The organism is Chitinophaga oryziterrae, from assembly GCF_009758125.1.
Classification (GTDB): domain Bacteria; phylum Bacteroidota; class Bacteroidia; order Chitinophagales; family Chitinophagaceae; genus Chitinophaga; species Chitinophaga oryziterrae.
The window spans coordinates 651,844-668,815 of sequence record NZ_WRXO01000001.1; the positions used below are offsets into that span (position 1 = coordinate 651,844).

The 16,972-nt window shown below is 42.1% G+C and carries 9 protein-coding genes; 8 read left to right on the plus strand and 1 reads right to left on the minus strand.

All coding sequences use genetic code 11. From position 1 onward, the window contains the following. Positions 1-5: 5 nt before the first annotated feature. The gene (locus GO495_RS02665) at positions 6-3,467 is read right to left on the minus strand and encodes an RHS repeat domain-containing protein (RefSeq protein ID WP_157298153.1); all 3,462 of its coding nucleotides are present in this window, start codon (positions 3,465-3,467) and stop codon (positions 6-8) included. 383 nt (positions 3,468-3,850) lie between these two features. Here GO495_RS02665 and GO495_RS02670 point away from each other — a divergent pair, with 383 nt between their 5' ends. The 8 genes from GO495_RS02670 to GO495_RS02705 all read left to right on the plus strand — a co-directional run bounded on the left by GO495_RS02670 (position 3,851) and on the right by GO495_RS02705 (position 16,966). Beyond that, entirely contained in the window at positions 3,851-4,441 is a 591-nt protein-coding gene (locus GO495_RS02670; RefSeq protein ID WP_157298154.1) for an RNA polymerase sigma factor, read from the plus strand. 38 nt (positions 4,442-4,479) lie between these two features. Further along, on the plus strand, positions 4,480-5,037 hold the full coding sequence (locus tag GO495_RS02675) for an RNA polymerase sigma factor (RefSeq protein ID WP_157298155.1): 558 nt from the start codon (positions 4,480-4,482) through the stop codon (positions 5,035-5,037). Between the two features lie 97 nt (positions 5,038-5,134). Further along, complete coding sequence (locus GO495_RS02680; protein WP_157298156.1) at positions 5,135-6,046, plus strand: FecR family protein; 912 nt, start codon at positions 5,135-5,137, stop codon at positions 6,044-6,046. Positions 6,047-6,082: 36 nt separating this feature from the next. After that, positions 6,083-9,496, plus strand: a complete 3,414-nt coding sequence (locus GO495_RS02685; RefSeq protein ID WP_157298157.1) for a SusC/RagA family TonB-linked outer membrane protein — start codon at positions 6,083-6,085, stop codon at positions 9,494-9,496. Between the two features lie 2 nt (positions 9,497-9,498). Continuing rightward, positions 9,499-10,950, plus strand: a complete 1,452-nt coding sequence (locus GO495_RS02690; RefSeq protein ID WP_157298158.1) for a SusD/RagB family nutrient-binding outer membrane lipoprotein — start codon at positions 9,499-9,501, stop codon at positions 10,948-10,950. A 65-nt stretch (positions 10,951-11,015) separates the two neighbouring features. Next, positions 11,016-12,221: an alkaline phosphatase family protein gene (locus GO495_RS02695; RefSeq protein WP_157298159.1), complete on the plus strand. Its 1,206-nt coding sequence runs from the start codon at positions 11,016-11,018 to the stop codon at positions 12,219-12,221. A gap of 61 nt (positions 12,222-12,282) precedes the next feature. Continuing rightward, positions 12,283-13,437: a FecR family protein gene (locus tag GO495_RS02700; RefSeq protein ID WP_157298160.1), complete on the plus strand. Its 1,155-nt coding sequence runs from the start codon at positions 12,283-12,285 to the stop codon at positions 13,435-13,437. A gap of 277 nt (positions 13,438-13,714) precedes the next feature. Further along, positions 13,715-16,966 (plus strand): TonB-dependent receptor, encoded by a 3,252-nt coding sequence (locus tag GO495_RS02705; protein WP_157298161.1) that lies wholly within the window; start codon positions 13,715-13,717, stop codon positions 16,964-16,966. The last annotated feature ends 6 nt before the right edge of the window (positions 16,967-16,972 follow it).

Here is a 16,972-nt window from a genome sequence, read left to right on the forward strand (position 1 = left end):
CCAGATTAATTTTTGTAATGGTACTCAAATGTCTTGATGATGTTATTATCCAGATCCCGGACAGTCTTCAGTCTTCCTATCCCGTCATATTCATAATAAACGATATGATTGACGGCGTCACACTGGCCAGCTACACCAATAAGCGGACTATAAGTATAAGTGGTCATCAGTGCATCAGAGGGATACAGTCGTAGTTCATCTATAGTTACACTTCCACTGATATTTATAGCAGACGTTCCTGCAGGGATTTTATGTTCATAATAATTCCAGCCCATTTTACTGAGTGTAGATGTAGCTGTTGAACCATTTACCGTAGCCGTACCGGATTTACTCCAGTAGGAAACGATATAACTTTTAGTCGTATTTAACGAGGACTTGCTGATTGCCCCATTTGTTAATGCATATGAGCTGCTGCCGGTGATTCCCCGGGTTGCATCTCTTACAGAGGATGCGATAGTCCAGTTACCATCTCCATCAATTTCAAATGAAGTGTATGCAACATCTGCAAGATTAGCATTCTTTACTTCGGCTGTTGGAGAAGCTGTTTTTGAACTCCACACGTAAGTAGTATGCATATCATTGGTTTTCGACATTTCAAGAATATTCGATGCCGCATCATACCGGTAAAAAGATAATCTCCGCTCCATATTACCACCTGTGGTCTGATAATTCACAGATTCTGGCTTAACGATTTTCTGTTGGGTATCCCAAACTTTATAATCTGTACGGGTAGTGCTGAGTAAAGTTTGATTTTTGTATTGATCAACCTGTATTACAGGTCCGATTTTATGAATAGCAACCATTGTATCCAATGCAATACCAGCAGAGGAAGAAAGGTCCGTAATCTGGCTTTTATCATTTGGGTACTTATTAACGACTGTGATCAGTTCTCCCTTACTGTTTAAGTTAGTTGTTCTTGTAAGTAAGCCATGTGCCGGATTGTCATAATAAAAGTTGGTAGTAGTCGTAATGGGATTAAGGCCTTCACTATCAAATACACTATCCACAGTGTTTGTTTTATATACCCATGGGCAAATTACTTTATAATTGGCAAGCCTGTATTCAAATACGGTGGTATTAGATCCATCAGTATTTCCCACTGTGCAAACAGGATGTTTGTAACCGACTTTACAATTGATTTCAAAATAATTGCCGGAACTGACATCTAATAGTGCAGGATAGTTATAGGAGATATCTTTTTCTTTAATTTTAACATTGGAGGCGGTATAAAATACTTCCTTCAATGGCATTCCCCTGTAAAAGTCATATGCAGTCAGATACCTGCCGGATTTGCCATTTAATATCGCAATAACAGTGTTATTGGTAGAAGATACCTCGTTAAAATAATACTCATCAGAATAATATTGATTATCCGGAGTTCCCCATTGTGACGAAGTAAAATAAGATACCTTTTGCCCCAGATAGCTTACTTTATTACTATCGGTTTCTATCACCTTTGTATATCCGATATGACTACCCTGTGTTAAACCAAGATAATTATTAGAACTGGAACTTCTATCCAGTCCGGCACCACAGTTACAATCCTGCTTACCAGTAGGTATAGAATAGATTAAAGAGACCAGTGCACCTAAAGAACCTGATGAGCGCGTAGAGTCCAGTTCGGCCGTGTATTTAAAATTCTTAAAGTACTGGGACCCGGTTTCCGGGTCAGTATCAATGATCTGCTTTATGCGTACACCACCAGTAATCTTCGTTTTAACCGAATCTCCCAGTGAAAAATAAGTTACATTGGCGGTAGCTGTCTGACCTGTTCCATCCACACTTGCTATGATTTCATAGTTCCCCACAGCCAGCGCAGGATATTGAGTAGAAGTAACACTAATCATATATTGCTGAATAACGGTCGTATAAGTACCGTCACTATTTACTTTTCTCAGCAATATAGATGGTCCATTATCTACTGGCGGTGGACTTCCATAACTACCCTGGATAACAACGGTAATTGACTGAGGGCTCTGAATTGTAAATGCCCTTGTCATGCTGGGAGCTGATGGTACCGCCTGCACCATGAAAGTGTTCTGAATATGCTTTAATTCATTTACAGATGTCCCTCCAACATTCCCATAATCATTAGACTCATATATGAATTCCGAAGTACCTTTTGTAGGATATGTTATTTTCTTTATTGTACCTACTCTCGACTTTTCAAATACCGGTTGCCTGTTTCCATAAAAAGAATTGGCCCTGTTAGCTGCATAGTCTCCGTAAATTGTCGGATCTACATATTCAAGCAGAGAAGAGTTTAATACTCCGTTAAAAAATCCCCAGTAATCCTGGGACTTTGACTTTAGAGAAGGTACAAGGGTTGGATCATAGTATTCAAACAGATGACGGACATAATCGTTATCATTTAATATAGATACCTGTCTAAGTTCATCCAATTTTAATCTTACATCTTCCGGAGCAGAAGAGGCGGTGTTACCAAAATAACTATGGATTAATTTCCATTTATTTCTTGTTATATTGTTCAGATCTTTTACCTCAATACTTTCCAGCATATTGGCAGATGGCATATCTGTTCTGTTACCCGTAAGATTGAATACGATTTTCTCATATGGTGTATTGATCTCTGTTAATACTTTTGAATCGACATCAATATAAGAGGTAAGCGAACTTGAATTATATAAGTCCGCACAGTGAACAGGATCGTAGTATGTTGATGGCAAATGCTGCGCTTCTGAAAGCTGAATGGAGGTATTGGTTTCAGAAGCATACGTAAATGTGATATCACCTTCAGGAGTAGTTATCTTTGATAAATACCATGAAGACGTGAACGTTCTGATAGCCGGAGCCACATTATCAGATACAGTTGTTTCTTTTGCATCAAATAAATATTTGATTCCCTGATCATCTGTTACTTCAAATTGTTCCAGCTTTGAGCTATGAGTGATCTTAAGATTATCAAAAGGGATAAGATGTGCATCATGTGTCCCTTTGGGGTCCAGTATAAACTTTCCACTTTTATTGCCGAAATTGTAATAAAACATATCGACCTCCATGTCATACACCCCGTCGCAAAAGTTGATCAACTTGGGAAAGTCTGTCATAACGCTATCCATGGTCCAGTTTGCAGCGTTCCAGTAGCCCGATCTGGTCCCCCCTTCATCAGGATTGCCATGAACAGATCTTGTGATGACACCTCCGGTACTGAGTGACCAGTTCAGACCTATCCAGTTTGAGATTTCTTCCACTTTTAATCCCTGTGAATGATATCGCAAAGAGATAGGTAAAGAGAATGAGCCTAACTTAACCGTATATATGGGAATTGAGATATCCGGGATGCCTGTATATCCGCCAATCGATATATCTCCAAATTTGCCCAGGGATGCTGCATTTGGGGATGGGGGGATTACGATTGGTAAATCAAAGACTTTATCCTGTGCCCCTGCATTAAAAACATTCAATACCGAAAAACAGCAGATGACTACACTAAAAAATAGCTTCATATATATTATTTCAACAGTTATTTACGTGGGGATGTTTGTGATGCAATCAATGTGCAGGAATATAATATGCCTTCAACAAATAAAAGGAACAATACTTACGAACACATGTAGAACTTATTATATTAGAGTCTGTCTTTTTTATGGTACATGACAATGACTATATTATAAATGTATCTTTCTGTTTCCATATCTCTAATACTACTTTAGTGTCAGTTATACATTTATTCCTAAAAGAATTTTTACGGAATGTTTACTTTAATTAATTGGTTATAAGTATTTTAAGTATATTAAGCACTATCAGGGTTTCATGAAACCTTTTTTTTGTATTTTTAGCAGAACACTCACCAAAAAGCAGCTAAAGGGGAGACCTGAGGAGAAAACTCATGCAGTCAACTACCGATACCGAATTGTTACAAAAGCTTAGGGAAGGGGATGAAACAGCCTTCCGGGAGCTATATGACCGGCATAGCAGGACGGTATCTGCATTTGTATATCACCTTACCCATTCTGCCGTAGATGCCGAGGATATCTTACAGGATACCTTTTTAAAGCTCTGGACCAGCCGGGAACAACTCCCCCCGATAGACAATATCGGTAACTATGTCTTTATGATAGCCAGGAATAAAACACTGGACCACCTGCGCAAAATAGCCCAGCAACAAAAACTGCTGGACCGTGTATGGGCAAATATCAGCGCACCCGCAGATGGTATTGAGCAACAACTGGATGCCCGGGAAAGCCAGCAACTGATCAATAAGGCTTTTTCACAACTCACTGAACAGCAACAGACTATTTTCAGATTAAGCCGCCAGGAAGGAATGACCCATGAAGCGATTGCACAGCAACTGCGTCTTTCCAAAAGCAGGGTAAAGAATGTACAGGTAGAAACACTCCGCTATATCAGACAATTTCTTGCACAATATGCCGGGCCTCTCGGTGTATTATTCGTAGTAACATCCTTAATGAAAAGCTAACATTCAAAGCGGGGCCTATTATTTAGTTTCGTGCTGTAATGGCCCAGGATCATTTTGATGAAGACAAATACCTGCAATTATTCATCTCCGGCAGTGAAGATGCCTTTGATACTATCTTCAAAAGATATTATGAAGGGCTGCTGAACTTTGCGAAGGTCTTAATACCCTATCCCACTGATGAAGCAGAAGATATTGTTGCAGAGATGTTCTGCACCTTGTGGCATAACCGCAAACATATCACTATCAATAATACATTAAGCGCTTATTTATATACTGCTGTTAAAAACAGGGTGTTTGATTATTTCCGTAAACGTAAAATTATCTTTCATATTCCTGAAGAGAATGATACTGTTGCTGCGGGTTACCAGCAACCGGACCATCTGCTGATGTACAAAGATGTCACTCATCGTATTCAATATCTTATCAGCCAGCTCCCCCCTCAAATGAGACTGGTATTTCAACTGAACCGCTATGAGGGATTCAGTTATGAAGAGATTGCAGGATTGCTGAATATATCCGTAAACTCTGTAAAAACACATATGTTCCGCGCGATGAAATCACTGAAAGCATCCTATGCAATATTACCAAACTGTTAAGCAATTACCCTCCAATATTACCAAACTGTTAACTCCGTTTTCCCTGTCACGATCCTTCTCCTGAAATACGTCTTACTGCTATTAAACAACGAACTGATTGGAACAGCAGGACATTTATTTATTGATCGCACGCCATTTTAATGCGGAAACCACTACTGAAGAAGAGACTTTTTTAACAGACTGGTTACAGCAGTCAGCAGAGAACAGGGAGACCTTTTCTGTATTGCAGGAAATATGGACAACAGATAAAGTGCAGGATAATGAAATAATTACTGCCGGGTTAAAGAAGGTTAAATATAAGATAACCGCTTCGCGGAGAAGAGTAAGGTATATGGCTGCCGCCGCCATGGTAGCGGTGATGGTGATCTCCTGTGCGTTATTGTTTTACAGACCGGGTAGTAGTTATATAGCGCAGACCAGCCTGGCAGGACAGGTATTACACCTGCGTTTACCAGATGGTACACTGGTACACCTGGCACCAAAAAGTACGATCCGTTATCCTGCGAAAGCAGGCCGGGAAATCATCCTGGAAGGAGAAGCATTTTTTGAGGTAAACAAAGATGCACATCACCCGTTTTCTGTACGCGCAGGCAAGCTGTCTGTAAATGTACTGGGCACACGATTTAATGTTTCTGATACCGCTGTATCACTGGTAGATGGTAAAGTACAGGTAACCGTAGATGAAAAAGCCTATACGTTAACACCGGGCCGTCAGTTGCGTTATAAAGATGGCCGTTATTATGAGCAGGTATATGATGTAGATGATGTAACCGGATGGGCGTCTGCATTGCTCGTATTCAGGAACGAAAGTTTTGCGTCGGCAGCCGCTAAAATAGAGAAGATGTATGATGTAAAGATCATTTTTTCTGACCCTGAAACTGCAACTCACAGGCTGTTTGCAAAGTTTAGCAATAAGCCGCTGACCTATGTGCTGGATGTAATTAAAGCATCAGATAATCTTGATTATACTATTAAAGGAAAGACTGTATATATCTCAGGAATAAAATAAAATTAACCAGAACTCGTTCACGCTAAACACCTATATATGTTTCTTTTTTACAAGAATTTAATGCCAAAACATGGCAAGATACTGCTATGTATCCTGTTCTGTCATGTATTCCTGCAGGGCTTTGCAGCTCCTGCAAGAATAGATCTTCAAAAGGTACCCTGTTCACTTTCTGTACAGAATAAACCACTGGAAGAAGTGTTTGAAATAATAGAAAAACAAACACATTATTCTATTGTTTGTATGGACCAGTCGGGCCTTATGAGCAGAAAAGTAAATGTAAATGCACCCAATGCCACTTTAGAGAAAGTATTGCAGCTACTGGCTACACAGGCTACTTTTAATTACAAATGCCTGGACAATAATATTATCATTCGTGCGGCTGTAGCACAACCAGCAGAAGCACCTGAAGAAAGAACGGTCTCCGGTAAAATAACGGACGCTAAGAAACAACCATTACCAGGTGTATCTATTATGGTAAAAGGAACGAGGAGAGGTACTGTCACCAATGATAACGGGGATTTCCAGATAAAGGTGCAGGAAGGTGATATACTCACCATCTCCTTTACAGGTTATGTACAACAACAGATTGCAGTCAGCAAAACCGCTAACTTCCAGGTAACACTGCTGGAAGATGAGAAGAAATTATCCGAAGTAGTAGTAACCGCTTTAGGTATCAAAAAAGAAAAAGCAAAACTGGGTTATGCTGCGCAGGAGGTAAAAGGTGCAGATCTTGTAAAAGCCCGTGAATCAAATGTGATCAGTTCTCTGACGGGTAAGGTTGCCGGTTTAACTATCCATAATACCACAGACCTTTTCCAGGACCCTGAGATCTCCTTACGTGGCAGAAAACCATTGATCGTTATTGATGGTATTCCCGATCAGTCGGCAGACCTTTTTAAGATCAATGCCGATGATGTGGAAAGCATGACCGTACTGAAAGGTGCTTCTGCTTCTGCACTGTATGGTTCTATCGGACAGAACGGCGCTATCATGATCACTACTAAAAGAGGTGGTTCAAAAGACCTGAGTGTAGAGTTTAATTCATCCACACAGTTCCAGACCAGCTTTATCCGTATACCTAAAGTGCAAAGTTCTTATGGTAATGGATTTAAAGGTCAGTATACCTATATTGATGGTTCCGGTAGCGGTCCGGAAGGTTCCGGCTGGATCTGGGGTCCTAAACTGGATCAAAAAGATCCTACAACCCCAAGTGGTTATTTTGAAACACCACAATTCAATAGCCCTGTTGATCCTACCACGGGTAAACTGGTGCCATTACCATTTTTATCAAGAGGGAAGGACAACGTGAAGAACTTCTTCCGTACCGGTGTTATCTCCAGTAATAATATCAGCTTTACCAAGTCCGGTGAGAAAGGAAGTTTCAGAGCATCTGCATCGCATATTTATCAGCAGGGTATTGTTCCTAATACGGATCTGAAGAATACTTCTTTTAACATGGCCGGTAATTACAATCTCAGCGATGCATTCAGCATGAATGCGAGGATCAGCTATAACAAAGAGTATACGCATAACTTCCCGGAAACGGGTTATGGACCTACCAATTACCTGTATAACCTGATCCTGTGGACAGGGCCGGATATTGATGTACGTGACCTGCGTAATTACTGGGTACCAGGAAAAGAAGGTGTACAGCAAAGACATTATAATACTTCTTATTATAACAACCCTTATTTCCAGGCATATGAATATCTGCGTGGTTATAATAAAGATAATACCTTCGGATCGGTGGACCTGAATTACCAGTTCAGTCCATCTTTTAGTGCGAAATTCCGTAACGGTATTAATGAGTACGGACTTAACCGCAATTATAACGAGCCTAAGAGTTATATCGGTTATGGTAATAAATCAAGAGGACAGTATACGGTATCAACAGGTAATTACTTTGATATTGTGTCTGATCTTGTGGTTGATTATAACCATACTTTCAGCAGCAAATTTAAGGTCCGTGCACAGGTAGGGGGTTCCAACTACTACCGCAACTTTAAATATGGCACCAGCAATACAGATGGTTTAACTATTCCCGGCTTTTATAACCTAAGCAATTCGGCCAGTCCTGTATTAGCTACCAATGGAATAGAAGAACGCAGGACCAGGAGTTTCTATGGGTTGGTAGATGTTGAGTTGTATAACGCATTATACTTCTCTGTAACAGGACGTAATGATAAGATCTCAACATTACCCGTTGCTAACAACAGTTTCTTCTATCCTTCATTAACTGGTGCAGTGGTTATTTCTCAACTGGTTAAATTACCAGACTGGTTCTCTTTCCTGAAAGCAAGAGGATCGTTGTCAAGAGTATCCAGTGGAACGTTGGATGATAATACTTATACCTATAGTTACCTGCCATCTTACAGCAAGGGAACTATCTGGAATAATACGCCATCCCTGACATACGGAGATAAAATCTATGATGCCTCTCTGCGTCCGCAAACATCAGACAGCTGGGAAGCAGGTGTGGATACCAAGTTCTTTGGTAACAGGTTGGGCGTTGAATTTACTTACTTCCAGACAAAGGATTATAACAACCTTGACTCCGTGCCTGTTTCATTAGGTAGTGGTTTTGGAAGCATATTAAAAAATGGCAACGTATACCAGCGCAGAGGTGTGGAAATAGTATTGAATGCAAATCCTATCCGTAAAGGTGATTTCAGATGGGATATTATGTTGAACCTGAGTACTTATCGCCGTTACCTGAAAAAAATTACAAGCGGTGCAAGCCGTTTGAACTATCTGAAAGCAGGCGACAGAACTGACCGCATCTTTACAGACGTTTATCAGAAGGACCCTTCCGGTAATGTGATTTATAATACGAACGGATTCCCTTTAGCGGATAACTTCCAGCGTTTTGTAGGCAATCAGGACCCCGACTGGATCTATGGTATAGAGAACAGCTTCAGCTATAAGAATTTCAGTTTACGTTTTTTAGTAGACGGCCGTATTGGTGGTATGATCTATTCAACAACCAACCAGAAAATGTGGTGGGGAGGAACCAATCGAGGTACAGTAAATTCATTCAGGGATGATGCCAATGCAGGTAAATCTACGTACGTAGGTAAGGGAGTAGTGGTAACCGGAGGAGCTGCTACCTATGATGCAAACGGTGATATCACCAGTGATACACGCACCTTCGCCACCAACACGCAGGCTGTTAACTACATTGATTACATGACCAATACCAGCAATGGTGCCAACAATAACTATAACTATTTTTCACAGACATTCCTGAAGTTAAGAGAAGTAACGCTTACCTGGAAAGTACCCGGTAAATGGCTGAAAGGTACCTTCTTCCATAGTGCAGATGTATCAGCAGTTGGCAGAAACCTGTTACTGTTTTCTAAAATGCCCAACGTTGATCCGGATGCAGGTGCAGATAATTTACAGACACCTTCTACCAGAAGTATGGGATTCAATGTCAATCTTAAATTCTAATCATGAGAAAGATATATACTGTAGCAACCCTGCTGCTGATAATGGCCGCCGGTTGTAAGAAATTCGAAGATTTTCAGACAGATCCAAATAAATCCACCACAGCTACACCAGACCTGTTGCTTAATACCGTTGAACAGAACGCCTTTTCTGTATTAGACCTGAGTGCTGCACTGGCAACAAGACAAATGGTATTTACCAACTCTGTTTCCAACGAACAGTACTATGGATGGACAAGAGCAACTTTTAATACTTATTCGAACCTGCGTCAGGTTGTAAAAATGGAACAGGAAGCGAACCGTTTGGGCAAGCCGGAATATCTTCCTCTTGTAAAGTTCTTTAAGGCATGGTACTTCCTGAAACTAACCAATACTTTCGGGGATGTTCCATATACGGAAGCGTTGAAAGGGGATGGGGGTGTTTCATCACCGGTATATGACAAACAGGAAGATATCTTCATCGCTATCCTGAAAGATCTGGATGATGCCAATGCCGCAATTACTTCCAGTACTGCCGCTGTACAGGGTGACATTGTATTCGGTGGTAAAATGATCAAATGGAAACAACTGATCAATTCCCTTTCTCTGCGTGTATTAATGAGTTTATCATTAAAAGAAAGTAATACGACACTGAACATAAAAGCGAAGTTTGCCAATATTGTCAACAATCCTGATACTTATCCCCTGATGACAGGAAATGCGGATGCAGGGCAACTGACGTTTTATGATCTGCAGGGTAACCGTTACACGCATTATAATGATAATGATCTGCAAACGGCTTATTATATGGAAGAGACCTTCATCGATTTACTGAAAGGGTTAAAAGACCCGAGGTTATTCACCTTTGCAGAGAAAGCGCCTAAGTATTCTTCATTACCGGATAATGATTTCAGTGCTTATGGTGGCGTAAAAGGAAGTGCGCCTATCAGTGAAAATAACGACCGCGTAGTAGCCGGAGAAGCATCTAAAATCAAGTCCCGTTATTTCAATAACCCGGTGAACGAGCCAAGTGTGGCGCTGGGGTATCCTGAGCTGCAATTCATCCTTGCCGAAGGGGTGATCCGTGGCTGGACAGGCGGTAATGCTGCCGACTATTACAACAAAGGAGTAACAGCGTCCATGCAGTTTTACGGGATTAGTCAGACTGCCATTGATGCCTATCTTACCTTGAATCCTTATCCTGTTACCAACAGCCTGCAAACAGTGATGACACAAAAATACCTGTCTTCTTTCCTGAGTGGCGGATGGCAGATGTTTTATGAGCAGCGCCGTACAGGTATGCCGGTATTTGATGTATCAGGAGCAGGTGTTTTGAACAACAAAAAGATCCCTGTACGCTGGATGTACCCGGAAACGGAGTTGCAGAATAACCAGCAGCATGTGAATGAAGCGATCTCCCGTCAGTATAGTGCCGGGGATGATATCAATGCATTGATGTGGTTACTGAAAGCTGAATAATAATTATCTGTATATTGGCTCCCTGTTTATTATTCATTAAACAGGGAGCTTTTTAATCTGAACGTATGAAGCGATTTATTGTATTTGCCGGATGCCTTTTAATAGCAGGTTCTTTATCTGCACAGAGAACTAAAAAGGTGGTATTTGTTATTGCGGACGGGATACCTGCTGACGTGATCGAGAAATTGGCTACGCCTAATATAGATAAGATCAAAGCGGTGGGTAATTATACCCGCATGCATGTAGGCGGTGATAAAGGTACCTACTCTGAGACGCCTACTATTTCAGCGGTTGGGTATAATAGTCTGCTGACCGGTGTATGGGTGAACAAACACAATGTACCGGATAACGATATTACTGCGCCTGACTATCATTACTTCAATATTTTCAGACTGTTTAAAGAACAGTATCCGGCTAAAAGAACGGCCATCTATTCCAGTTGGCAGGATAACCGTACTAAACTGGCAGGAAATGCGTATGTGAATTTTTATGCAGATGGCTATGAACTGGACACCGTTCAGTTCAAACATGATAAAGAAAGGGATTTCATGCATGCCATTGATGAGAAAGTTGTGTCGGAAGCGGTGACAGGGATGCTGAACGACGCGGCCGATCTTTCCTGGGTGTACCTGGAGTATACGGATGATATGGGGCATATGCATGGTGACAGTCCGGAGTTTTATACTGCGGTGAAGATGATGGACAAGCAGATGGGTAAACTCTGGGATGCGATCACCTATCGTCAGAAGAACTTCCCCGAGGACTGGATGATCATCATCACTACGGATCATGGCCGTGATGAAAAGACCGGCAGAAATCATGGAGGTCAATCAGCCAGGCAGCGTGGCACCTGGATGGTGACCAATTACAAAGACCTGAACAATTATGCCCGGTATTATGAACCGGCTATCGTGGATATTATGCCCACCATGGCCAGGTTCCTGAATGTGACGATTCCTGTAAACACTGCCCGTGAGGTCGATGGGGTGCCTTTAATCGGTAAAGTAGCAGTAGCCAATGCTGTGGTGAACTATATCCAGGGCAATATTGATATCAAATGGCAGCCTTTGCAGGATACCGGGAAAGTTAAAATATGGGTAACGACCACCAATGAATTTAAGAATGGGGGAACTGATACCTATAAATTACTGGCAGAGGTACCGGTGAAAATGGGACATGCCCTGGTAGATGTACAACAATTACCCGCTGAAATGTATAAAATTGTGTTGGAAACCAGTCAAAATACTATCAACAGATGGCTAAAACCGTAGGTTAAAAAAAATATTGTTTTTTGACGGTCCTATTTGCCGTAGCAATCGTCTTTATAATAATATGCCTGATTATCCATCAAGAATACAATATCTCCTGGAACGTTATGTGAATAAATCCTGCACCCGTGAGGAACTGGAGGAATTATTCAGCTACATAGGAGAAGAACGCAACCGCGAAGTGTTACAACACTTCATGTCAACCGTTTATGAGGGAGATCATACTGCACCGGATTTAGATTTCAACGAAATATATGCACAGATCCTTGCACCGGCACCCGCTGCCCGTGCAGGGATTTTTTCATTACGGCGGATGGCAGCGGCAGCCATTGTATTATTGCTGGCCGGCAGCGCTTATTTCTTCCTGCAGCGTAAGGCCCCTGAGAAGGCTATTGTTGCCTTACAGGAAAAATCGCATACCGATATAGCACCGGGGGTTAATAAGGCCATCCTTACTTTGTCAGATGGTTCTACAGTAACACTGGACAGTGCCGGTAATCAGGTGATCAGCCAGGGGCATACCACTATCCGCAAACAGAACGGTCAATTACTGTATGCCGCCCAGGGAGACGGGGCCGGCGTACATTATAATAAGTTAACTACGCCCAGGGGAGGGCAGTTCAAATTAGTATTACCAGACGGTACGAAAGTCTGGTTAAATTCAGCATCCACACTCCGGTATCCGACCACATTTACCGGGGAACAGCGAACCGTGGAGCTGGAAGGACAGGGATATTTTGAAGTAGCAAAAAATGCATCACAACCGTTCCGGGTGATGGTTGGCAATATGGAAGTACAGGTACTGGGTACCGACTTTGACGTAATGGCCTACCCGGATGAAACTACGGTGAACACCACGTTATTGGCAGGTAGTGTACAGGTAAAGGAAGGACCTGCACTGCAATTGTTACAGCCGGGTCAGCAGGCGGTACTGGACAACCAGCATCATGCGATTACGGTAAGGAATGCTGACCTTAAAAAAGTAACAGCCTGGAAAAACGGTCTTTTTGTTTTTAATAATATGGCATTGCCCGCTATCCTCCGGGAAGTAGCACGCTGGTACGATGTAGACATCGTATATGCTGCCAAACCCAGTGAAGAACTTTATGGCGGTGGAATAGGCAGGAACCTGAACCTTTCCGGCGTATTGGACCTGTTAGAAGGCAATGGCTATAATCATTTCAGAATAGAAGGAAGAAAAGTAATAGTTCTGCCATAAGGGTAGTAGAAGATCAAAATCAGTAGAAATTAATTAAACCAGAATTTAAGCAGCTGTCCGGTAAGCACCGGCAATTCAATCAGACAATTCTATCAGGGGGAAAAAGGACTTGTATAAAACCGGAGATGCTCGCAACACCTCCGGCTATTTATCTGGTATCCTTTAATAATCGCTGTAAGACCATTTTAGTACTACCAAACACTACAAAAGTATGCATTTCGATTGTAATGTAATGGCCCGTCGTGCGCGCGGGCTAACAACCAAAATTTGCCTGGTTATGAAATTGACCGCATTTGTTCTGTTAGTCACCTGTCTGCATGTATGTGCGGCAGGTTATTCCCAGAAGGTTACTTTAGCCGTGAAAGATGTTCCGCTGCAACAGGTGTTTGCAGAGATTATTACACAAACAGGCGTGTCTATTGTGTATTCGGAGAAAGCATTGTCCAACACCAGCCCTGTCACCTTAAACGTAAAAAATGCCAGTGTACAGGAAGTGCTGGACCTCTGCTTAAAGAACCAGCGGGTGATGTATTCTCATGAAGGGAATAACTTTGTTATTAAACCGGCAGTAGTTGTAACGGCCCCGGCTGATACATTGATCACTATCAGTGGAAAAGTGAGTACCGCCAGCGGTACCCCGTTACCCGGAGCTACGGTAATTGTAAAAGGTACACACAAGGGTACGCAGACGGATGCACAGGGTAACTTTATATTGCGTGGCCTGAATAGTAAAGCTGTCCTGGTGATCAGTAATATCGGTTATACTACCAGAGAGATGCCTGCAAGGGATAATCTCAGTATATCGCTGGAAGAAGATACCCGCAAGTTTAACGAAGTGGTTGTGGTGGGATACAGTGATAAAAAGAAGAGTGAACTGACCAGCGCCGTAAGTGTGGTCTCTGCTGATAAACTGAAAGATGTGACCACCAACGATGTGGGTTCCATGTTACAGGGAAAGGTAGCCGGTTTGCAGGTAGTGAACAGCTCCGGTGTACCGGGTACTACTTCAGAGATCAGGTTGCGTGGTGTTTCTTCCGTAAATGCCTCGCAAAGCCCGCTGTTTGTCGTAGATGGTATCATCGGTGGCAATTATGATCCTAATGATGTGGAAAGCGTAACCGTACTGAAAGATGCAGGCGCTACCGCTATGTATGGTTCGCAGGCTAATGCCGGGGTGATCATCGTTACTACCAAAAAAGCAAAGCTGGGTAAGACCCGTTTTGAAGCAAAAGTAACCACCGGTTTCCGTACACCTGATTTTGGCAGGATGCAGATGATGAATGGCAGCCAGTTGTACGACCGCCAGAAAGAATATTACCGTGATTATATTCCGGGAACTACCAATAACTCCTACAAGATAGATATCCTGAAGTTTTATAGCGAACGTCCAAAGACATTACAGGGTCAGAATAACAACTGGCTAACCACCATGTTCCAGACAGCTCCTATGCAGAATGTCTATCTGTCTGCCAGCGGCAGTACCGAGAAGAACGAGTATTATACCGGTATCTCTTATTACAATGAGAAAGGTACTTTCATGAATACAGGTTACCAGCGGGTGAATCTGCGTGCGAACTCTACCTATCATTTTTCAAAGAGTGTGAGTGTTACCAACAATATCAACCTCAGCGGATCTTCAGGAAAGAGCTATAACTATGAAGATGTATATTATGCGTACCTGAATCTGCCCTGGGATAATCCTTATGATAGTAAAGGTCAGCCGGTATACGTAGATGGGAATTCTACTTTCAAGTGGTGGTCCCGGGATAAAACGAACCCTATCCATACTATTAAAAATTCCAGTCATCCGTACAAGAGTTTTGATGTGAACTATGACCTGGGACTGAATGTAAAAATCACTGACTGGCTGTCATTTTCCAGTAACAATCGTGTAGCTGCAAATTATAACAAGTCTAAAGAATATTATTCTCCGGTAGTAGCAGGGCAATACAGTGGTACTGGTTACCTGAATGAGCAGAGTACATTATCTTATGGTATTATCTCCAACGATCTGTTAAAGTTTAATTTCAAAAAAGGAGATCATAGCATTAGCGGTCTGGCTGGTATTGCCATAGAAAACAGCAAGACAGAAGTATTGGGAGGGTCAGGTAAAGGATTACCGGAAGGATTGTCGGTGCTGAATGTAGCGTCTAATAATAAACTGGTATTTGGCTCTACGGATGCCGCTATCATCCAGTCATTTATTTCCCAGGTGAGTTATGGTTATAAGGAGACCTACTTCCTTACAGGGTCTTATCGTGTGGATGGTTCTACCGCATTTCCTTCCAGTCACAGGTATGGCTCTTTCCCTGCGGTATCAGCAGCCTGGCTGATAAGCAATGAAGGTTTCCTGCAGGATAATCCGTTCATCAATACGCTGAAACTGAGAGCCAGTTACGGAGTAACCGGTACACAGGATATAGGCTCTTCCCGTTACCTGGGATTGTATTCACTGAATGGCCAGTATAACGGTGGAACAGTGGCTACTCCTTTACAGTTGCCCAGTCCTGACCTTACCTGGGAAAGCAAGCAGCAGGCCAATGTGGGTGTAGATCTTACTGTATTAAAAAACAGGATCAATTTTACCGTGGATGCTTATAATAACGTAACGAAGAAATTGTTGTTACAGGTACCTCAGCCTTTGTCTGTAGGGTTTGAACAGCGTTGGGAAAATGTGGGTCAGGTGATCAATAATGGTATAGAGCTGGGTATTAATACGGTGAATATAAAAAGGAAAGACTTTGAGTGGACCACAGATTTCAATATCAGCTTTAACAGCAACAAGTTAAAGCAGTTACCCACTGATATTACCCGTACACAGCCGACATGGAGCATTTCACAGATCTATCGCAATGACGGAAACCTGTATGAATTCTATATGCCTAAATGGCTGGGCGTAAATACACAAACAGGCGCACCACAGTGGGAAATAGTGAATAAGGACGCAGACGGTAAAGTAACCTCAAGGGAAGCCACATCTGACTATTCAAAAGCTACTTACCAGGAAGTAGGATCTGCCTTGCCAAAGTTCCAGGGTGGATTTAATTCAGCGTGGACGTATAAAAATATCTCCCTGAGTGTGAATGCTTATTTCTTATCAGGTAACAAAGTGTTCAGTAATACATTACGTTTTGTGATGAACGATGGTAATGAACCATACTATAACCAGATCGTATTACCAAAGGGATATTCGATATGGACAAAACCAGGAGATATAGCAACAGAGCCTAGTCCGCAGAATGCTGCCAACTCTACAGAAACATCTACCCGTTATTTAAAGGATGGTAGTTTCCTGTCTATCCGCAATATTACATTATCGTATGCATTGCCTAAAACATTGATCAGTCACTGGCATATGGATGGTGTTACGTTTGCGCTCACGGCGGACAACGTATACACGTTCACGAAATTCCTGGGACAGGACCCCGGTACAACGATCACTGCCGGTGATTATGTAATGCCCGGTGTATCGGATTTCAAATATCCGAACAACCGCCAGTTTCTGTTTAACATCAACATCAGGTTTTAGTTAAAA